Below are 21279 nucleotides of genomic sequence, written 5' to 3' on the forward strand. Positions count from 1 at the left end.
ATTTTTTTTTGCAAATTTCCCCACAATCTCCTGTTCTGGATAGCCATTTTCTTTTAATAGAAGCGTTGATATTACAAGATAATCATCAACGAACTGGGCAGTGTTGTTAACAATAAGGCAGCATTAATGATCAACCTCTTTTATAAAAGGTACTTAACAATCACAAAACCCTTCACGAAATAGGAAGCAGAATGGTGAAAGTCGTTCCCTTATCGAGCTCACTTTCCACGGATATGGTCCCTTCATGCATTTCAATAATCTTTTTCACGATGGACAGACCTAAACCGCTCCCGCTTTTTGTACGTTCCCTTGCCAGGTCGGCTTTATAGAATCGTTCGAATATATGGAACTGGTCTGTTTCAGATATGCCAATTCCATTGTCGGATATCGTTATGGATGCCAGGTCATCAATCTGTTGTAATCGAATCGTGATCTTTCCACGATGGCGGGTGAATTTGACACTATTGTGTATTAAATTTGTCCATACTTGGCTCATTAAATCCTGGTCTGCAAAAATTCGAATCTTTTCTAAAGATATATCCATTTCGAGTTCTTTTTCCAACCACGTCGGTTCACAAGCCAAAATAATGGTTCGTATTTGCTGATCCAGCCGGAAGTCTGTCCTTTCAAAAGGATGATGCTCAGATTCCAGGGATGTAAGCTTTAGAAGGTTATCACTTAATTTAGATAATCTCCTGCTCTCTGTCTCAATTATATGAAGATAATGATTTCGTTCTTCGATTGTCAGCTTATTATATTGAAGAGCTTGGGCAAATCCTACGATGGAGGTTAGGGGCGACTGTATTTCGTGTGAGACGTTAGAGATGAATTCCTGCCGCATCTCTTCCATTTGCTTCAATTGCTTGGCCATGTGATTGAAGTGGTTAATGATATCGGTCATTTCGTTTTTCCTATCGATTTTAAAATCCAATTGAACATTATAATCGCCATTTGCTATTTTCCTTAAGGCATTAATGATCTCGAGGTAAATATTTGCCCGTTTATTGTGATGGATGGCATGCATAAGATAGCCAATTAATATCATGATTGCGATGCTTGTGATGATTGTGGTCAGATACCGTACAAAATCGGGTAACCTTAATGGCAATAGCTCAATGATATAGTACCCGGCCGAAAAGCAAATTGAATTAAACGTAAGAAAAAACAATATGCCAAGCATTTGTTTGAAAAATCGATTGCTTCTCATCTCGTTATCTCCAAACGGTAGCCCAATCCCCAAATCGTTTTAATTCGGAAGGGGAACTCCGATTCCGGAAACCGTTCTCTCACTCTTTTAATATGTACATCGACAGTTCGTTCATCACCTTCATAATCATAGCCCCAAATGTCTTCAATAAGATCTTCCCTGGAAAAAGTTTTTCCAGGATAGCTTGCTAATTTAAACAACAATTCGAATTCTTTTAATGGAATCGTATATTCCTGTTCTTTGAATGACATTTCATGCGTGTTGCGATTCATCTTTAATTCGCCGATATTTAATGTTTGTGAAATAGTGATTTTATACCGTTTAAGTAATGCCTTTATTCTAAGAACCAATTCGATCGGTTCAAATGGCTTTACAAGATAATCATCTGCCCCAAGACCGAATCCTTTTACTTTTTGAGTTGTTTCCCCTTTTGCAGTCAGCATTAAAATGGGGATATCACTAAATTCCCTTAACTCTTTGCATAATTGCCATCCATCCATGTTAGGCATCATAATATCGATGACTGCCAAATCGATTTTCACCTTCTCCATTACTTTCAATGCTTGCAGTCCATCACGGGCCTCATATAGATCGAATCCTTCTTTTCTTAACAACAGGTTTATAAGTTCGCGAATATGTGCATCATCATCTACTATCAATATTTTTGTCATCCTGCTTCTTTCCTTTCGGTGAATTAGGCCAGTTCAAGTTTGTGCAACTGCTGTTCAGCAAATTCTCGATATAATGAATGCGTATGATACAGCTCTTTATGAGTACCGCTGCCTGTTATTTTCCCTTTTTCAAGGAAGATGATTTGATCTGAACCGATAACGGTCGATAGGCGGTGGGCGATAACTATTGTTGTTCGGCCTTTCATTAAATCATTCAATGCCTGTTGAACCACTTTTTCTGATTTGCTGTCTAGGCTGGAAGTAGCTTCATCAAGCATTAATATTTTGGGGTTTCTTAAAAATGCACGAGCGATCGCGATTCTTTGTCTTTGACCCCCTGATAATTTCATGCCCCTTTCACCAACCTCTGTATCATATCCGTTCGGAAGATCAGAAATGAACTGATCTGCATACGCCATTTTAGCCACTTGATTTAATTCCTCATCCGTTATATCCCGTTCGATGCCATAACAAATATTATCTCGAATTGTACCTGATACAATCGGGCTTTCTTGTGAAACATATCCAATCTGGCTTCTCCATGAAAGGAGTGTGAAATCATTTATGTTTTTCCCGCCTATGGATATGGACCCTTGCTGTGGTTTGTAGAAACGCTCGAATAACGAAAAAAGGGTCGTTTTTCCGCTGCCGCTTGGGCCGACAATTGCAGTGACCTTTCCGGCTTCAACGTTAAAGCTTATATCTTTAAGTACCTGTTCTCCATTATTATAACTATAGTTCAGGTTCTCCACGCTGATTGATTGACTTATATTTTGAACTGGCTGCATCGCATCTTCTTCCTCCACTGAATCCAGAATGGAAATGATGCGCTCTGTTGCACCCGTTGCTTTTTGGAATTGTGTAAAGAAACTAGCTAATTGAGCCATTGGCATGATTATTTGGAAAAGATACATGATGAATGCAACTAGAGCTCCAGCTGTCAGGGCTCCTGAAGAAACGCGCATTCCACCATAACCTAAAATCAGCACGAGTAATGCCATCATCACAAAACTCATTAGCGGCGCAATCAACGCTTGGATTTTTGCCTCTTTTAATCCGAATTGAAATAATTTATGGATTCCTTTTTTTCCATTTTGATATTCCAAAGCTTCTGCATTCGAAGCTTTAACAAGGCGTATTTCCGTTAGCACCTGCTGAAGGACTGCGGTGAAGCTTGCTGTCTCGTCCTGCATCCCTTTTGAAATTTTATGCATTTTTTTCCCTAATGGCATTAATATCAAAACAGAGAGTGGAATTGCAGTGAACATCAATAATGTCATTTTCCAATCCAGTACGAATAATACGATCATGGAGCCTACGATGGAAATGATTCCAGTAACGAAATTTGAGAGGTGTTCAGAGATTAATCCCTTCACTACAGTTGTATCATTTGTCATTCGGCTGACTGTTTCTCCTGAGGGATGTTCATCAAAATAACTCACGGGCAATACGAGTAATTTTTTCCATAGTTGATCGCGGATACCCGCCACTACAGATTGACCGATCCGATTTAATAAATAGATGGAAAATCCACTGGCCAATGCTTGAACGATGATGGCAAGAACGAGAAGGGTGATCCGTTCAGTACTTAGTGAGCTGATCGAAAAATCATTAATTAGATTTTTTGTGAATAAAGGGACTAATAAACCTACACCCGTTGTACCAAGGCTTAATGCCAATGCAATCCCTATCATTAGTTTAGAAGGCTTCGTTTGTTGAATTAACCGAATGAACTGGCGCCATCCCTTTTGATTTTTTGCTTCTGACATATGAAATACATCCTTTCTTGGTTTTCATTACAGAGAAGTATACAAAGAAGTTATGAATTGAATATGAACTAGTTCTTATTATTCCACGAAAATTAGTGGTGAACTTTTTCTGCACGATAAATTTGAAAAAATATGGCGGACATTTAAAATAGTGTCGGCCTTTTTTAATGAAGGTGCAAGAAAATTAAACATTCCATGTAAGGACCTCAAGGCTAGATCTGATGGGAAAGGTAAAAAGATATATTGATATCTTTATTTTTAATGCATTTTTAATAATAATCCCTATATAAGCTAAATACTTACCGCTTTTGACCGATTAAATATGGAGATACAAAAAACAGTATAAGTTAGGTGGAAAAAATGATTATTTTGAATGAGTCCATTGTGTCGCCAATTCTTCTAAAGGTGTTGGAGGAACAGCAAATTCCAGTGCTGGAACAAGGGCAATGGGGAGTCGCATTAACATCAGAAAAGCTAAACATTCAAAAAGATACCGAATTTTTCAAGTCCATGGAAATGGACAAAAGAATTCTTACAAACTCTGAAAATGGCATAACATTATTAGGTCATTTCCAACCGAATAGCAATGAATACATTTGGTCAAAGTTATTGAAGGATAAGAGTCAGGTGCGAAATTTGACGAAATCTTTATATCCCGATTTCTATTTCCAAGATATTGATTTATCCATAATAAGTGACCTGGATAAAAATCAAATACCGTTTCCGGCAGTTATCAAACCCAATATTGGCTATTCGAGTGTAGGGGTCCACAAAGTCAATAATGAGCAGGATTGGGATATAGCCGTGAACCAGCTTAAAGCGGATTTACTTCATTCGGATGGATTATATGATTCAGAAGTGGTCGGTTCCCAGACCGTTTTAATAGAAGAGTGGATTCAGGGTGAAGAGTATGCCATTGATGGCTATTACAATCAAGATGGTGAACCGGTCATTTTGAATATCTTCAAACGATTATTCAAGGATGATTACGATACTTCCGATCGAATTTATTATACTTCGAAGTTGGCCATTAACGAAATCTATCATGATGCACTAAAGTTCATGAAGAATATTCAAACGGTCCTTCCACTTAGGAATTACCCTGTACACTTTGAAATTCGCAAAAAGGAAAACCGGGTGATACCCATTGAAATCAATCCCCTGCGTTTTGCTGGGGCGGGTACAACGGATCTAGGTTACCATGCCTATGGAATGAATATGTATGAACACTATTTTTCAGGAACGAAACCTGATTGGAATCGGATATTGGAAGAGATGGACGATCATATATATAGCTTTTTCTTTGCAGAGGTACCACTGGAAATAAATCCGGAAGATGTTTCATGTATTGATCATGATGGACTTCGTCATGAATTCGAACATGTTTTGGAATATAGGCAGCTTCCTTTTCAAAATGACCGGAGCATGGCAATCATCTTTTATAGAAGTGAGGATTTGGATGAAAATCTCCAATTGCTCCATTTGGACTTAATACCATATTTGACTATAAAACACCTGGTTTTCATCTAAGGGGGGCATGGAAATGAGATTTTCAAAGCTTAATCCTAAAAAATCTTTGCTGGCAAAACTATTCTTGTTTTATATTATTCCTATCGTACTTTTCGCAGGGGCCATGGGTCTTTGCTTTTCCTATATTACTAATAAAATGATCAATGAGAATGTCCTTCCGCAATTCGATGATCGCCTTTCTGAAAATGCCCACAGTTTAGCAGCGAGCCTCAATCCCACTTTGATAAACAAAGCTTCCGAACGGGGCGAAGAGATTAGGCGGAAACTAGATGCCTTTGTTGAAGATAAAAAGGGAATTGAATATGTTTATGTGTTGAAGCGGGAGAATGATGCCGACATGATTGTAGCCTTGAACGGCAGCGAGGACTACATGGTGGAATCCCCTTTCACGCCGGAACAGGCAAAATCGATAAATGGAAACGAAGACGTATTAAGTGAAATATATAAAGATAAGTGGGGTACACACAAGTCGTACTTTACGCCAATCAAAGGGACGGGCGCGATTGCCGGAATCGATATGGATGCAAAATTCATTGATGAATTAAAAAGCACAATGATATTCTATAATATCTTATTTCTTGCAAGTGCCGTTATATTAGGTGTGCTATGCGCCGTTGTCATCGGGAAAAAGATTTCGGGACCCGTCAATGAACTTGTTGGTTACACGAATGAAATGGCAAAAGGGGACTTAAGTAAATCGATTCACGTTGGTAGACAGGATGAGATTGGCGATCTTTCAAATGGATTCGAAGATATGAGGTTAAGTTTGGCCCGTATTATCCAGAATGTCCGTGAACACGCCCAAACGATGAATCAAACGACAGTGTCCATTCAGCAATCCTTTGAGGAGATGGTGGAATCCTATGGCCAGATAGTGACGGGGACAACGGAAGAAGCAAAAGCTTCAGAAGAACGTGCCCATCATATTGACCGAATTTCCAATATGATCAGTGACTTAACGGACACAATCCGTTTAATGAACGAACAAACGAATGAAATGAATGAATTTACCTTGCATACCAATACACTTGCTGAACAAGGAAGTAAACAAGTGCAAGATGTAACGAGCCAGATGGATAAAATCATGGAAAATGGCCAAGCGAATAAAGCCAATTTGGTGAGCCTGGAAGAGGATGTAGTGAAGATAAATGAAGTGATTGGCTTAATAAGGGTGATTGCTTCTCAAACGAACCTGCTATCCCTGAATGCTTCCATTGAAGCGGCACGGGCGGGTGATGCCGGCAGAGGTTTTGCCGTAGTGGCTCAAGAGGTGCAAAAATTGGCTGTGCAAACAGATGAATCCATCGATATCATTTCAGAATCCATTATGCGGATTAATGAACAAACAGCCAAAGTCATCCAAAATAATGATGAGAGTTTTCAGGATATATTAAATGGTGTTTCCTTAGTGGAAAACAATGGCGAGATTTTCAATAAGATATTTGAATCCTTAGAGAAATTACTGAAAGGCACGGAACGATTAGCCGCACATTCGAAAAAAATCAATGAGTCTTCGGATGAAAGCCTGGCATCCATTCAGGAAATTGCGGCGATTTCAGAAGAAGGAGTCGCAACAACGGAGCAAATCTCGGCAGCTGCAATTCAACAAAGCACCATAATGACTGGATTGAAGGAACAAAATGAAGATTTAGCAAAAGAATCGGCCATTTTAGAAGAAATGGTAGAAAAGTTCATTACCGAAAAATAAATATTCGATTTGAACATTTACAAAAACCTCTTGTTATACGAGAGGTTTTTGTTTTGATGAATGCATGTGGGAGGTCATGAAGCCATCATCTGTATAGATAGAGCCAATTGGTTACTGCTTGATTTTAAATGAATTTAGAGAGTATTAAAAATTGCTGGAAAAAAGTTTCCCCAAACTATTTGCAATCGCTACCATTTAATGTTATGCTTAGTCTTAATTATTTTTGTTCGGTACTAAGGATACTAAAAGTACTACTTTTCGTTTTCGATGATGACTTAGAGCAAGGATAGTAATACATTGTGCTTAGATGCACTAGGAGGCAACAACAATGGAACAAGGTAAAGTAAAATGGTTTAACGCAGAAAAAGGTTTTGGATTCATCGAACGCGAAAACGGAGACGACGTATTCGTACATTTCTCAGCTATCCAAAGCGAAGGTTTCAAATCTTTAGACGAAGGTCAAGAAGTTACTTTTGAAGTAGAACAAGGTCAACGCGGACCTCAAGCTTCTAACGTTCAAAAAGCATAATTTCAATAACAAAAAAAGACGGATCCTTGTTATAGGGTCTGTCTTTTTTTTGTTTTGTGAAAATACATAGCAAAAAACCCTGCTCAACGATAAGCAGGGTAAATGGTACAAGTAAAGTAAAACGCTTAAAAAGGTTTGACTAAGTATATCATAGTTTTTCTAAAAAATACTAAATTAAATATATTATACTTATCAAGGAATCGATAGGAAATTACTGAAATCATTGGATTGAAGGGACGTGAAGGAATTTATGTCCCTTCTTTTTTTTTCGCCTGAAGTATAGAAGTTTCGGTTCAGGAGATTCATGGAGTCCCTGAAAAGAGGACGGCCTGCCCTTTTGTGTTCAGTAAAATTCCAGGGGAACGACTGCGAAGTGAAACAAAAAACGATGGCCCACATATAAAGACATATAGCACTTTCAAAGGAAGGAGAAAAGATTCTTGTACATTCAAATATAGATTTGAATATTCAGGTAATTGTGTTATATTATAATCAAACGCAGATTTGAATGAGAGGTGTGAGAAGATGACGGAACTGAAAGATATATGTGATGTCCACCTGCATGATGAAGTGAAGGTTAATCGCATTCAAGAGGAAATGAGCCAGGTGAATTTATCCAGCATGTCGAAGCTGTTTAAGGTTATAGGCGATGAGAATAGGGCGAAGATAGCTTATGCGCTCTGTAAGGACGAGGAATTGTGTGTGTGCGATCTGGCCAATATCATTGGTGCTTCGATGGCGACAACGTCACATCATCTTCGTACCCTTTATAAACACGCAATCGTAAAATACCGAAAAGAAGGCAAGTTGGCTTTTTATTCGTTGGATGATCACCATATAAAGCAATTAATTCTCATTGCTTTAGAACATCAGCAGGAGGTAAGGGTCGATGGCTGAGTCCCCATTAAAAACATATCGTATCCAAGGTCTATCATGCACTAATTGTGCAGCTAAATTTGAGAACAAAGTCCGTGAACTAGAGGGCGTGGAGGATGCCAAAATCAACTTTGGTGCCTCGAAGATTTCTGTACAGGGCAGTGCGACTATAGAAGAAATTGAAAAGGCGGGTGCGTTTGATAACCTGAGAATCCGTGGTGAACAGGAACAGGTGAAGCAAAAGGAACCATTTTGGAAGCAAAAAGAAAATATAAAAGTGGTGTTCTCGGTTATCCTTTTGCTGATCAGCTGGATATTGGATAATCGATATGCTGATGGAGGCATCATGCCGGTGATCGGTTATGCGGCTGCAATCATAATTGGGGGATATTCATTATTTGTCAATGGATTGAAGAATCTTGTCAGACTTCGCTTTGATATGCACACCCTTATGACGGTTGCAATCATCGGGGCGGCCGTGCTTGGTGAATGGGGCGAAGGGGCGACTGTCGTCATCCTATTTGCGATAAGTGAAGCACTGGAAAAATATTCGATGGATAAAGCTCGTAATTCTATAGAATCATTAATGAACATCGCACCTAAAGAAGCCTTGATCCGTAGGGGGCATCACGAAATGATGGTTGCTGTTGATGAGATTGAAGTGGGCGACATCATGATCGTTAAACCGGGTCAAAAGCTTGCCATGGATGGCAGGATCATGAAAGGGGCCTCGACACTTAATCAAGCAGCCATTACTGGGGAATCCGAGCCGGTTTTTAAAACGGTTGATGGTGAAGTGTTTGCCGGAACCTTAAATGGTGAAGGGTTGCTCGAAGTGGAGGTCACGAAGCGAGTCGAGGATACGACGATTGCAAAAATCATCCACCTAGTTGAAGAAGCACAGGCCGAAAAGGCCCCTTCCCAAGCTTTCGTGGATAAATTCGCAAAATTCTATACGCCGGCCATTATGCTCATTGCCTTGGCCATTGCCGTATTGCCCCCGATTGTGATGAACGGGGATTGGAGTGAATGGATTTACCGGGGGTTGGCTGTACTTGTTGTCGGTTGTCCTTGTGCTTTGGTCATTTCTACGCCCATCGCCATTGTGACAGCTATCGGAAATGCTGCGAAACATGGTGTGCTGATTAAAGGCGGGGTCCATTTGGAGGAAGCGGGAGCCTTAAAGGCGATTGCGTTTGACAAAACGGGTACTTTAACAAAGGGCGTACCTGAAGTGACTGATTTCACTGTGTTATCTGCTGAGTTGAATGAACAGGATGTGCTGGCTATCGCTGCTGCTTTAGAAAGCAGGTCACAGCACCCCCTTGCCACAGCCATTCTTCAAAAGGCGGAAAACCACGATGTGGACTATCATTCTTTATTGGTAGAGGATTTTACTGCGATCACAGGTAAAGGTATAAAAGGGAAAATCAATCAAGGAATCTATTACATTGGTAAACCCCACCTTTTTGAAGAAGAGGCAGGTTTAGTTTTCTCTGATGATGTGCTTAAATTAATCAGCGGCTTTCAAAATGCGGGAAAAACGGTGATGGTGCTTGGCGATCAAGTGAAGATCCTGGCGCTCATCGCGGTGTCTGATGAAATAAGGGAAAGCAGTAAAGAAGCAATTCGGAAACTGCATGCATTAGGCATTGAAAAAACGATCATGCTGACTGGGGATAATATCGGAACAGCTAAAGCTATTGGAGCGGCAGCTGGCGTTCATGAGATCGAGGCGGAGCTATTGCCACAAGATAAATTGACCATCATTAAACGATGGAAACAAAAATATGATCGAGTGGCCATGGTAGGCGATGGTGTCAATGATGCTCCGGCCTTGGCAGCTTCCACGGTAGGAATAGCAATGGGCGGGGCGGGTACAGATACGGCCCTTGAAACAGCCGATATTGCCTTAATGGGTGATGACTTATCGAAGCTGCCTTATACAATCCGCTTAAGCCGCAAAACATTAAAAATCATTAAGCAGAACATCACGTTTTCATTGGTGATTAAAATCCTGGCCTTATTATTGATAGCGCCGGGCTGGTTAACACTTTGGATGGCGATTTTTGCCGACATGGGTGCGACGTTATTAGTTACATTGAATAGTCTTAGGTTATTGAGAGTAAAGGAATAGAATAATATGAGCTCCCTGGTGTATCTTAAGGTGCACGAGGGAGCTTTTATTTATTAGCTTTCCAATTGTTTCATGTGAAACTTTGAAAAAATTAATCGGTCCTGTTATTTTTTTGTTGAATTTTCTTTTATAGTAAAGGGAAGTCCTATAAACTTGGGCAGCGAACGTTATGCAAGTAATGTCTGGTATGCTACAATGTGGCTGGCTTTTAGGCAGTATGATGGGTTTGATTAAGCATAATATAGGGAGTAAGGTATGTACGGAAGGGATTTGAAATGATGGAATTACAGCAGAGGGCAATCTTGGTTGGAGTTAATCTCAACGGTCAAAAGGATTTTGAGTATTCAATGGAGGAATTGGCCAATTTAACGGAAGCATGTGAGGTAGAGGTTGCAGGGACCATCACACAAAATTTGCAACGGGTGAACTCGTCACATTTTATCGGAACCGGGAAGATCGAGGAAGTAAAAAATCTCGTTGAGCATAAAGAAGCTAACGTCGTCATTTTTAATGATCAGCTCTCCCCTTCGCAACTTCGTAATCTGGAGAGGGACATGGATTGCAAGGTGATCGACCGGACAATCTTGATTCTGGACATCTTCGCGCATCGGGCGAAAACGAAGGAGGCACAGCTTCAGGTAGAAGTGGCAAAGCTTCAGTATATGCTCCCGCGTCTCGTTGGTTTGAGGGAGTCATTAGGGCGTCAGAGTGGCGGGGTCGGTACAAACAAAGGTGCAGGTGAAAAGCAGTTAGAGCTTGACCGCAGGAGAATCGAGGAAAATATAAGTGTTTTGAATAAAGAACTGGAAGCCCTTGTTGCACACCGGCAAACGCAGAGGAAACAGCGGAAAAAGAATGCCATCCCTGTCGTATCCTTAGTCGGTTATACCAATGCAGGTAAATCTTCGATCATGAATGCCCTGATTGAGATGTTCCATCCAACAGCCGAGAAGCAGGTGTTTGAGAAGGATATGCTGTTCGCTACGCTTGAGACATCCGTCCGAAACATCCCGCTTCCGGATAAAAAGGAATTTTTATTGACGGATACGGTGGGGTTTGTGTCCAAATTACCCCATCATCTCGTGAAAGCATTCCGATCCACATTGGAAGAAGTGGTAGAAGCGGATCTGTTGATCCATGTTGTCGATTTTTCCAATCCTAATCATGAGCAGCAAATAGAGATAACGGATAATACTTTAGACGAGATAGGCATTAAAGGGATTCCAACGATTTTTGCCTATAATAAAGCGGACCTTACCGATTTGGATATCCCTCAGGTGAATCGTGGCTCTGTGTATATGTCAGCAAAAAACAAAGTTGGCATTGAGGAATTGATAGATCAAATTCGCAAGCATATTTTTGTAGACTATACTCACTGTGAAATGCTGATTCCATTTGATCAAGGACAGCTGGTTTCATATTTCAATGAAAATGGTCACATAACCGTAACAGAATATGAGGCAACCGGATATCGAATAAAGCTTGAGTGCAAGAAAACGGATTATGAGAAATATAAACGATACGTTATTCATCCGGAATGAACCTGCCTGTTGATAAATTGTTAACGGTTTGTTGATAAGTGGAAAAGTCGATCCAATATTGTGGATAACTTTTGGTTGAATGCCTCTGTTCTGCGAAAACAAAGAGAATAATGCCATATAATATGTGAATAAGTTGTGGATAAAAGTGAAAAGACCCAGGAAACCAAGATTTTAGTTTCTGGGTTTTTTTTTATGTGGACAAAGTGTTGATAATTAGGTCTTCAGAACAAATCATCCAAAGAATATCAATAAGTATGGTGAAAAGTAAGTTTGAATGTAGAAAAATGACGATGTTTATCACTTATTGTTAGGAAATATAACATGATTATTACATATTGCATATCTAGCATCTGGAAATACTTTACACTTTGTATAATGTAACTTACTTTTTAACATTATAAAATAAAGAATACTCAATTCTCTGATTTATCATCAGGATATGAGTTTTTAAGATTAGCAGGGGGGGCTTTTTGTGTTAGAAGGAAGCAGGGACCGAGGCGTGACCAGTGAGAGAATGATAGAAAATAATAAACAAAACGAGAGAATTTTGGCTGGGAAATCGCCATGACTGTTAGTTGAATAAATTGATGAAAACCATGTTGGCAATGCTTTCAATCGTTTAAATATGAGGACAGTAGAGAGAAATGCATGCAATTCCTCCCTTTTTATTTTTCAAAAATAAATGTTTGGAAGGAGAAATAGTGGATGAGTATGACGAGCCCATTAAAAGGTGATCTGGAGATTAACTTCCAGGAAGTGGAGAGGGGTTTATCCCCAAGGGAAGCTTTGGAAGAATCGAATCGATGTTTATACTGCTATGATGCCCCATGCATCCAAGCATGTCCGACCGGAATAGATATTCCAGGTTTTATTAAGAAGATAGCTTCAGGTAATTTTAAAGGGTCGGCCAAGACCATCATGACAGCCAATCCTGTCGGTGCCAGCTGTGCGCGGGTATGTCCGACTGAAGAGCTATGTGAGGGGTCATGTGTCCTGAACCATTCTACAAAGCCAATCATGATTGGCAATCTCCAGCGTTATTCCACAGATTGGGCCATCCAAAATAAACAAGCCCTATTCAAGGCCGGGAAGAAGAATGGCAAAAAAGTTGCCATTGTAGGAAGCGGTCCGGCGGGTTTGTCTGCAGCAAGGGAGTTAGCCTTGCTTGGCTACAGTGTAACCATTTTCGAAGCTGAAAAGAATCCAGGCGGATTAAATACTTACGGAATTGTATCGTTCCGTTTACCTCAGAGCATTTCTTATTGGGAAGCAGAACAAGTAAAGAGTTTGGATGTTGATATTAAAACGAATACACGGGTCGGAGTGGATGTTTCCGCAAATCAGCTGACTGCCGACTATGATGCGGTCATTTTAGCGATCGGCATGTCCGATGTTCCTAAGCTTGGAATTGAAGGGGAGGATTTGGCTGAAGTTTATGATGCAATCGATTTCGTGAAAGCAACGAAAACAGGGGCAATCACTGATAAATTCATTGGGAAGAAGATGGCGGTAATAGGGGCTGGAAACACGGCGATCGATGCCGCAACCTGTTCTGTACGCCTTGGCGCCGAACAGGTGAGCATTATTTATCGTCGTACCCAAAAGGAAATGACAGCCTATGATTTTGAATATGAGTTTGCCAAACAAGAAGGTGTCGGGTTTCACTGGCTGACTGCCCCCTCCAGGATACTCTCGGATGAAAGCGGTCAGGTTACGGGCATCGAGTGCGTGAAGATGGTGCTTAGCGAGGCGGGGGAAGATGGTAGGCGCCGTCCAGTCCAAATTTCCGGATCAGAGTTCGTCATACCGGTCGATGGGGTCATTCGTGCTATAGGCCAATCCAGGTATGTAGGATTGATTGAACAGTTCGGCATTCAACATGATGATGGTGTCGTAACATTGGAGGGTGATTCCTACAGGACATCGAATGAAAAGATCTTTGCATGCGGTGACGTGATCTTCGGAAAAGGCCAAGGTGAGGCAATGGTTGTTTCAGCTGCCCAGCAAGGGAAGAAGACAGCCTATGAAATTGAATCGATTTTGATGGGCGAAGCGGTGGATATTGCTTAATAACTATGAAAATTAGGAGGCTTATCATGGCTGATTTATCAATTGATCTTGCAGGTATTAAATCTCCCAATCCTTTTTGGCTTGCTTCAGCACCACCTACTAATTCGGGTTATCAAGTCCAGCGCGCATTTGAAGCTGGCTGGGGTGGAGCTGTTTGGAAGACATTGGGTGATCCTATCCTGAATGTTTCATCACGTTTTGCAGCGGTCAGCTTTAATGGACAGAGAGTTGCCGGGTTCAACAATATAGAATTGATTACGGATCGTCCTCTTGAAGTGAATCTGAAAGAAATATATGAAACGAAGAAGAGATTCCCTGATCATGCAATCATTGCATCGGTGATGGTGGAGCCAAAACAGGAAAAGTGGCATGAAATCATCAAACGTATAGAAGATGTGGGGGTCGATGGTTACGAGTTAAACTTTGGTTGCCCGCACGGTATGGCAGAGCGTGGGATGGGAGCTGCTTCGGGACAGGTTCCCGAACTTGTGGAAAAGCAAACATACTGGGCGAAGGAAGCTGCATCCAAACCCGTCATCGTCAAGCTTACACCCAATATAACCGACATTACGGTTACGGCTGAAGCGGCGGTGCGCGGCGGTGCGGATGCAATAAGCATGATCAATACGATCAACAGCTTGGCAGGAGTGGACATCCATTCATGGAATACGATTCCCCATGTAGGCGGCAAGGGGGCCCACGGAGGGTATTGCGGTCCCGCCGTGAAGCCGATTGCTTTGAATATGGTGGCTGAGTGTGCAAGGAATAAAATGATCAATGTTCCCATTTCCGGAATAGGCGGGATTTCAAATTGGCAGGATACGGTGGAATTTTTATTGATGGGTTCAACTGGAGTGCAAATTTGTACGGCTGCCATGCATCACGGTTTTAGAATAGTAGAAGACTTGATTGATGGCCTGTCCAATTACCTTGATGAAAAAGGGATTTCTTCTGTGATGGATATTGTCGGTAAGTCCGTACCGCGTTATTCCGACTGGGGGAATTTAGATCTCAATTATAAGGTTGTTGCGCGCATTAATAATGATGTGTGCATCAACTGCAATAAATGCCATATTGCGTGTGAAGATACATCTCATCAATGTATAGATATGTTAAAGGACACGTCAGGCAGTTCCTTCTTGAGAGTGCGCGAAGAAGATTGCGTAGGCTGTAACCTTTGTTCGATCGTCTGTCCGGTCGATGGGGCGATCGATATGATCGAGTTGACAAATGAATTACCGCCAATGACCTGGAATGAACGCCAGTCGTTCCTTGGGGGCATAAGCAGTGAAAGTGTTGATTTCGTAAAATGATGGAGGGGTCGAAGATGAAGAAAATCATTAAAAATGGAACGATTGCAACAGCTGCAGATACGTATCAGGCGGATATATTGATTGAAAATGAGAAGATTGCAATGATTGGCAAGGACCTGCCGGCTGAGGGGGCTGAAATCATTGATGCAAAAGGCGCTTATATTTTTCCGGGGGGCATTGATCCGCATACCCATCTCGATATGCCGTTTGGAGGGACAACGACGAAGGATGATTATGAAACGGGTACGATTGCTGCTGCATATGGAGGCACGACAACGATCATCGACTTTTGTCTGACCGAAAAAGGGGTGCCATTAAAGAAAGCAATTGAAACATGGCATGAAAAGGCCAATGAAAAAGCGGCCATAGATTATGGTTTTCATTTAATGATCAGTGAGATTAACGATGATGTATTGGCTGAGTTGCCAAGTATCATCGATAATGAAGGGATTTCTTCCTTTAAAGTGTTCATGGCTTACAAGAATGTTTTTCAAGCTGATGATGCCACGCTATACCGCACTTTGTTGCAAGCAAAGGAACTTGGCGCACTTGTCATGGTTCACGCTGAAAATGGTGATGTCATCGATTATCTTACAAAGCAGGCACTTGCTGAAGGTAACACCGATCCAATTTACCATGCACTGACAAGGCCTCCGGAACTTGAAGGGGAAGCAACTGGACGTGCAGCTAAACTGACGGAAATGGCAAATGGTCAGCTCTATGTGGTTCACGTCACCTGTGAAGATGCGGTTGAAAAGATCACGGAGGCAAGAAATAAAGGGGTGGATATTTGGGGGGAGACTTGTCCGCAATATTTGGTTCTTGACCAGTCTTATCTTGAAAAGCCCCATTTCGAAGGATCTAAGTATGTATGGTCCCCGCCGTTAAGGGAGAAGAAAAATCAGGAAGTGCTATGGAATGCTTTGAAAACGGGACAGCTGCAAACGATCGGCTCCGATCAATGCTCTTTTGATTTTAAGGGACAGAAGGAACTTGGACGTGAAGATTTCACGAAAATACCGAACGGTGGCCCAACGATTGAGGACCGTATGAGCATCCTCTTCTCTGAAGGGGTCATGAAAGAGCGTATTACCTTGAATCAATTCGTCGACATGACCTCTACGCGTGCTGCAAAACTATTTGGATTATTCCCTAAGAAAGGGACGATTGCGGTAGGTTCGGATGCTGATATCGTCATTTTTGACCCGAAAGTTGAAAGGGCCATTTCTGCAGATACTCATCACATGGCTGTGGATTATAATGCGTTTGAAGGTATGGAAATTACAGGTGAACCGGTTTCCGTTTTATCGAGAGGTCAATTCGTCATTAAAGACAAACAATTTGTAGGCGAAGCTGGAAAAGGGCAATTCCTGAAACGGGCAAAATATAATGCGGCGCTGAAGCCGGATACCGGAAAAAGGCTTCCAGTCTAACTTCGGTAAGGAATCTTGCAAATTAATTTAGGGGGATTTTCTATGAGTGAGAAGAAAGATTATTTAAAGTCTCCCGATTTGCTGCCTATACCTCATAGTGAGAAAAATATAAGTGCAGCCGGATTTGGTTTCATTTGGGTGGGCATGGCTGTAGTATTGGCCGCCTTCGCAATCGGTGGGAACGGTGTTCAAAGTTTATCCTTAGGCTGGGTCGTTCTTGCAACGGTCATTGCCTGTGTGGTTCTCGGCTTTTTGATGACAATGACAGGGGATATTGGTGTTGAACATGGAATATCATTCCCGGTCTATATGAGGGCGCCGTTCGGTACGATTGGCACCCACATCCCTTCGGTTGTACGGGGTTTTGTAGCGTCATGCTGGTTCGGCCTCAATACTTACTTTGGAGCCACTGCAATGAACGCTATCTTCACAACCCTTTTTGACTTTGATAATTGGTTTATATGCTTCCTCATTTTTGCCGTTTTACAATTGGTCAACACGGCAATGGGAATAAAGTCGATAGAACGATTCGCCGACTTGGCGGCGCCCGTTATCATTTTAATTTCTGGCTGGATGTATTTCACTCTATCCGATCAGGCTGTGGCCCAAGGAAGAGATGTATGGTCCTGGATTGAAAGTCCGGTCACTGGCGGTGCTGCCGCCACGGCTTTCATGGTCGTCATCATGGCAAATATGGGATTTTGGGGCACGTTGACTGCAGATATGCCCACGCTTTCCCGCTATATAAAGGCACCAAAAAATGAAAAAAATTGGTTCAAGCGCAATAAGGGGCAAATAATTGGGAATATTATCACCTATCCCATCACGCAGACGTTCATGGTGATTATCGGAGCCGTTTCTTATATGGCTGTTTCCAATTATGATCCTGTAGTTGCCATACAGGGATCAGCAAGTGGAATTGCTCTCGGGGTCCTATTAATCATGATCGTATTTGCTCAATGGTCGACGAATACTACGGCCAATGTCATTCCCGCAGCTACGATTTTCTCCAATGTCATGGGTCCTAAAATGCCATTTTGGGCGGGAGTCGTTGTGGCGGGGGTTATTGGGATAGTAGTTCAGCCATGGAGCCTGTTCGGCATCATAATAGAAGTTTTATTAATAATAGGCGGAATCCTGGCATCCATTGTCGGCATCCTGATAGCGGATTACTATTTCCTCCGTAAACGGAGAGTGAATGTACGAGACCTCTATGAGAGTGAAGGCCAGTATAAATATTTGAATGGAGTGAATTGGGCAGGAATCATTTCTTGGGTGATTGGCGGAATCGGTGCCACGATTTTTTCAAATTACTCGTTTATTATTGGCTTTCTTCTCGGCGGTGCAAGTTATTATATATTAGCTAAGTATTGGTGGTTCAAGCAATATGAACAAGCTGAAATCATTGATCCCAGCGATGAGAAATATTTAGGAATTTCAGTTGGCAGGGATTGGAAAATCGGAAAAGGTCCAGAACTTGAGGAAGAGATGGTTTTTCCGGCTTCAACCGGCAAGGAGAACGTATGAAAAAGGGGGAATGTAAATGTCCGAATATCAAGAGTATCGCTTAGAAAGGGAACAAATCGATTTTTTACTTGAAAGAGGATATCGAATCACCCGGGTTTCCGAAAGTTTAAGTGGAGCTTTTCTCGATTTTGAACTGATTGAAGGAACGAAGCAGGAATGGAAGCAATTGAACATCAAAACCCCGGAAGGAAGGAAATACTTCTCTACATTGCTTGTCAAAAAATTGAATTGAAATGGTTATGAACCGGGCCTATTCCTCACGAATGGGTCCTTTTTCTTGTTCCTGTTCGATTTTTTTGTAGAATTTTGACGTTAGATTTTCTAACAAGTGTCTGGAGATTTAAAGGTTGTCCGTTTATAATAGATTTTAAAGCAGTTTTATAAAAGGATGTGTATGGATGAATACATCGATTACAATCGAGGAAATTCTAACACGCAAGCATTTTAATCTGACGGATATAATTGCAGGTAGCGGTGGGATAAAGCGTCAAGTGAAGTGGGTACACTGTATGGAAGTAACCCAAATCAGCCATTTGTTAAATGGAAATGAACTGATTCTGACTACCGGTTTAGGGTGGAAAGATTGCGATGACACATTTCTATCCTACTTAAGACAGTTAATTGAATGCGATGCAGCTGGACTCTGTATAGAGGTTGGCGCAGACACCATGGCCGTGCCGCAATGTGCCATTGATCTCGCAAATGAACGGCAATTCCCTATCATCCTATTTCATGAAGAGGTCCCTTTCGTAGAAATCACGCAGGATATTCATTCCCTTATCATCAATAAACAATATCAGATGATCTCCAACTTAGAAAACTACTCCCAGCAGTTAAATAAAAATCTCCTCGAAATTGACCATTATGAACCAATTCTAAAATTTCTCCACAGCTATTTAAATGTACAGGTTATTCTTATCTTTAATGAAAATGATATAGCCAGCATTCCAAAAACCAAGAAAAAAATAACCTTCCAAATGGTAGCGGACATATACGAAGAGAAGCGGAAATTGGATAAGACCGTTCTTGGACAGCCGATTCAAGTGCTCGGTGAAAATTATGCGGAACTGCTCATTTGCAGCAACGACAGAGAGTTGACTGATTTTGATTCACTGATCTTGGATCGAACGGCTACCGCATTGGCACAGCATCTATTAAGGGAGTTATATATAGAAGAAAAGAAAATGTCGGAAGAAAGTAAATGGCTTACAAATTGGATTGAAGGTGAATATAGTGATGAAGCAATCCGGGAGAGACTTTCCTATATTGATCCGAAAATGCAGTTGGATGGCGGAATTGTTTGCATTTGCAAACAACACCCAAAATATAATAAAAGTTCCACAAAATTAGATGGAACCTATTTTAAGATAATGTTTAGAACAGTTTTTGAACAGTACGGGTTTCAGATATTTTCCATGGAAATACATCAGCATCTTGTTTTTATTCTAGGTGATAATCGTTCATCTGAAGATTGGAAATCAAGGATTACAAGCGCGGTGGATCGAATCATGAAAATGGATGTAAGCGGGCGTAATCGTATGGGTCTGCTTGCCATTGGGTTTGGAAAGCATGTTCAAAGGTTAAGTGAGATTTATAAAAGTTATGAAACGGCCCGTGAGACTTTGCTGCTTCAGGATACACTACCAGAGGATAACAGGAGCTTCTTTTATCAGGACTTACATATGCATCGCATGATTTCGCTCATAAATAAACATGGTAATCTGGAGGAAACGGTGTACGAATATTTAGGTCCGGTCATTGAATATGACAAGCAAAACAATGGTGAGTTAATGCCTACCTTGAAGACCTATCTTGCTTGTAACGGTTCCAAACAGGAAACATCGAAACAACTATTCATTGTCCGGCAAACGCTATACCATAGGCTTGAAAAATTGGAGAAACTGCTAGGTTCTGATTTTATGCGTTCAGATAAGCGTCTAGGCCTTGAATTCATGATTTTTGCATTGGATTTCTTACAATACAGCAGCAGGCAGATAAGTGGAAAATATGTAGACAAATATATTGGGAGATAAAAAATAAGTACGGCTTAAGGGTGTTCCGGGGACATCCTTTTTTGAATGCAAGGAAATAATGCTGACATCAAATTGGCCTATATAGCTTCTTGATGTCAGCATCTTATATTAATATTCATCTTTTTTGGAAAGGCAGCGGTCACATTCCAAGAGGTAGGATTCAGCTTGTTCCGTGATATGGGTCCCGCATTCCGAACATTGTTTAGGCGGCAGAGTCCTGAAGAATTCCAATGGGTTTTTAGTTTGCATGATGATTCCTCCTTATGATTTGGTTTAATTTAGTCTTCGTGTTTCGAAAGGCAGCGATCACATTCCATTAAGTAGGATTCAGCTTGTTCCGTGATATGGGTTCCGCACTCCGAACATTGTTTAGGCGGCAGAGTCCTGAAGAATTCCAATGGGTTTTTAGTTTGCATGATGATTCCTCCTTTTTGATTTGGTTTAATCAGTCTTCGCGTTTGGAAAGGCAGTAGTCACATTCCATTAAGTAGGATTCAGCTTGTTCCGTGATATGGGTTCCGCACTCCGAACATTGTTTAGGCGGCAGAGTCCTGAAGAATTCCAGTGGATTTATAGTTTGCATGGTGGTTCCTCCTTTTTTGATTTGGTTTAATCAGTCTTCGCGTTTGGAAAGGCAGCGGTCACATTCCATTAAGTAGGACTCAGCGTGCTCAATAATATGGTCACCGCACTCGGGGCAATGTTTAGCAGGGATATTGTTAAAAAACTCAATGGACTTTTTCATTTGCATGATATTTCCTCCTTTTTAATGTTAGATATATTTTCCGATCGTTTTATTCTTCACGTTTGGAAAGGCAGCGATCGCATTCCATCAGATAGGAATCTGAGTGGTCCACATGTGTTTCACCACACTCCGGGCAATGTTTAAATGAATCGATTATGAATAAATCTGATTGATTTGCTTGCATGTCTCG

General features: G+C 41.2%; 20 protein-coding genes. 12 read left to right on the forward strand and 8 right to left on the reverse strand.

The window, feature by feature from the left end; translation table 11 throughout:
* Positions 1 to 172: 172 nt before the first annotated feature.
* Genes MKY17_RS01060 through MKY17_RS01070 form a run of 3 tightly spaced genes read right to left on the reverse strand, consistent with a single transcriptional unit; the run spans position 173 to position 3647 of the window.
* Complete coding sequence (locus tag MKY17_RS01060) at positions 173 to 1207, reverse strand: HAMP domain-containing sensor histidine kinase (RefSeq protein WP_098371741.1); 1035 nt, start codon at positions 1205 to 1207, stop codon at positions 173 to 175.
* A complete protein-coding gene (locus tag MKY17_RS01065; RefSeq protein WP_098371742.1) occupies positions 1204 to 1878 on the reverse strand; it encodes a response regulator transcription factor in 675 nt (224 codons plus the stop codon). Before MKY17_RS01065 ends, MKY17_RS01060 begins: the two co-directional genes overlap by 4 nt.
* Before the next feature lie 23 nt (positions 1879 to 1901).
* Complete coding sequence (locus tag MKY17_RS01070) at positions 1902 to 3647, reverse strand: ABC transporter ATP-binding protein (protein WP_098371743.1); 1746 nt, start codon at positions 3645 to 3647, stop codon at positions 1902 to 1904.
* Positions 3648 to 4007: 360 nt separating this feature from the next.
* Here MKY17_RS01070 and MKY17_RS01075 point away from each other — a divergent pair, with 360 nt between their 5' ends.
* The 12 genes from MKY17_RS01075 (at position 4008) to MKY17_RS01130 (ending at position 20344) form a co-directional block, all read left to right on the forward strand.
* Entirely contained in the window at positions 4008 to 5177 is a 1170-nt protein-coding gene (locus MKY17_RS01075) for an ATP-grasp domain-containing protein (RefSeq protein ID WP_098371744.1), read from the forward strand.
* Between the two features lie 13 nt (positions 5178 to 5190).
* Positions 5191 to 6885, forward strand: a complete 1695-nt coding sequence (locus MKY17_RS01080) for a methyl-accepting chemotaxis protein (protein WP_179891077.1) — start codon at positions 5191 to 5193, stop codon at positions 6883 to 6885.
* A 328-nt stretch (positions 6886 to 7213) separates the two neighbouring features.
* Positions 7214 to 7414 carry a cold-shock protein gene (locus MKY17_RS01085; RefSeq protein ID WP_034304915.1) on the forward strand — a complete coding sequence of 67 codons (201 nt, stop codon included), beginning with the start codon at positions 7214 to 7216 and terminating at the stop codon, positions 7412 to 7414.
* Between the two features lie 525 nt (positions 7415 to 7939).
* Positions 7940 to 8311 carry a metalloregulator ArsR/SmtB family transcription factor gene (locus tag MKY17_RS01090; protein ID WP_098371746.1) on the forward strand — a complete coding sequence of 124 codons (372 nt, stop codon included), beginning with the start codon at positions 7940 to 7942 and terminating at the stop codon, positions 8309 to 8311.
* Positions 8304 to 10427, forward strand: a complete 2124-nt coding sequence (locus MKY17_RS01095) for a heavy metal translocating P-type ATPase (RefSeq protein ID WP_144553360.1) — start codon at positions 8304 to 8306, stop codon at positions 10425 to 10427. The genes MKY17_RS01090 and MKY17_RS01095 overlap by 8 nt, the downstream gene beginning before the upstream one ends.
* Positions 10428 to 10702: 275 nt before the next feature.
* Entirely contained in the window at positions 10703 to 11968 is a 1266-nt protein-coding gene (hflX, locus tag MKY17_RS01100) for a GTPase HflX (RefSeq protein WP_144553358.1), read from the forward strand.
* Between the two features lie 705 nt (positions 11969 to 12673).
* Positions 12674 to 14038 (forward strand): NAD(P)-dependent oxidoreductase, encoded by a 1365-nt coding sequence (locus MKY17_RS01105; protein ID WP_339201228.1) that lies wholly within the window; start codon positions 12674 to 12676, stop codon positions 14036 to 14038.
* Between the two features lie 26 nt (positions 14039 to 14064).
* A complete protein-coding gene (gene preA, locus MKY17_RS01110; protein WP_339201229.1) occupies positions 14065 to 15351 on the forward strand; it encodes an NAD-dependent dihydropyrimidine dehydrogenase subunit PreA in 1287 nt (428 codons plus the stop codon).
* Positions 15352 to 15365: 14 nt separating this feature from the next.
* A complete protein-coding gene (gene hydA / locus MKY17_RS01115) occupies positions 15366 to 16784 on the forward strand; it encodes a dihydropyrimidinase (protein WP_098371751.1) in 1419 nt (472 codons plus the stop codon).
* A gap of 42 nt (positions 16785 to 16826) precedes the next feature.
* A complete protein-coding gene (locus MKY17_RS01120; RefSeq protein ID WP_098371752.1) occupies positions 16827 to 18311 on the forward strand; it encodes an NCS1 family transporter in 1485 nt (494 codons plus the stop codon).
* A 16-nt stretch (positions 18312 to 18327) separates the two neighbouring features.
* On the forward strand, positions 18328 to 18543 hold the full coding sequence (locus tag MKY17_RS01125; protein WP_098371753.1) for a hypothetical protein: 216 nt from the start codon (positions 18328 to 18330) through the stop codon (positions 18541 to 18543).
* Positions 18544 to 18709: 166 nt separating this feature from the next.
* The gene (locus MKY17_RS01130; protein ID WP_098371754.1) at positions 18710 to 20344 is read left to right on the forward strand and encodes a PucR family transcriptional regulator; all 1635 of its coding nucleotides are present in this window, start codon (positions 18710 to 18712) and stop codon (positions 20342 to 20344) included.
* A gap of 108 nt (positions 20345 to 20452) precedes the next feature.
* On the opposite strand, the gene yhfH (MKY17_RS01135) is transcribed toward MKY17_RS01130, so the two are convergent.
* The 5 genes from yhfH (MKY17_RS01135) to yhfH (MKY17_RS01155) are packed head-to-tail and all read right to left on the reverse strand — an operon-like array spanning position 20453 to position 21273.
* Positions 20453 to 20593, reverse strand: coding sequence for a protein YhfH (gene yhfH / locus MKY17_RS01135; RefSeq protein WP_098371755.1), 141 nt, complete (start codon positions 20591 to 20593; stop codon positions 20453 to 20455).
* A 29-nt stretch (positions 20594 to 20622) separates the two neighbouring features.
* Positions 20623 to 20760, reverse strand: coding sequence for a protein YhfH (gene yhfH, locus MKY17_RS01140; RefSeq protein ID WP_144553350.1), 138 nt, complete (start codon positions 20758 to 20760; stop codon positions 20623 to 20625).
* A 29-nt stretch (positions 20761 to 20789) separates the two neighbouring features.
* Positions 20790 to 20927 (reverse strand): protein YhfH, encoded by a 138-nt coding sequence (gene yhfH, locus MKY17_RS01145; RefSeq protein ID WP_144529495.1) that lies wholly within the window; start codon positions 20925 to 20927, stop codon positions 20790 to 20792.
* A 30-nt stretch (positions 20928 to 20957) separates the two neighbouring features.
* The gene (yhfH, locus tag MKY17_RS01150; RefSeq protein WP_098372156.1) at positions 20958 to 21095 is read right to left on the reverse strand and encodes a protein YhfH; all 138 of its coding nucleotides are present in this window, start codon (positions 21093 to 21095) and stop codon (positions 20958 to 20960) included.
* A gap of 43 nt (positions 21096 to 21138) precedes the next feature.
* Positions 21139 to 21273: a protein YhfH gene (gene yhfH / locus MKY17_RS01155; protein ID WP_098372155.1), complete on the reverse strand. Its 135-nt coding sequence runs from the start codon at positions 21271 to 21273 to the stop codon at positions 21139 to 21141.
* Between the last annotated feature and the right edge of the window lie 6 nt (positions 21274 to 21279).

This window comes from Peribacillus sp. FSL P2-0133 (assembly GCF_037975445.1).
Lineage (GTDB): Bacteria > Bacillota > Bacilli > Bacillales > DSM-1321 > Peribacillus > Peribacillus simplex_E.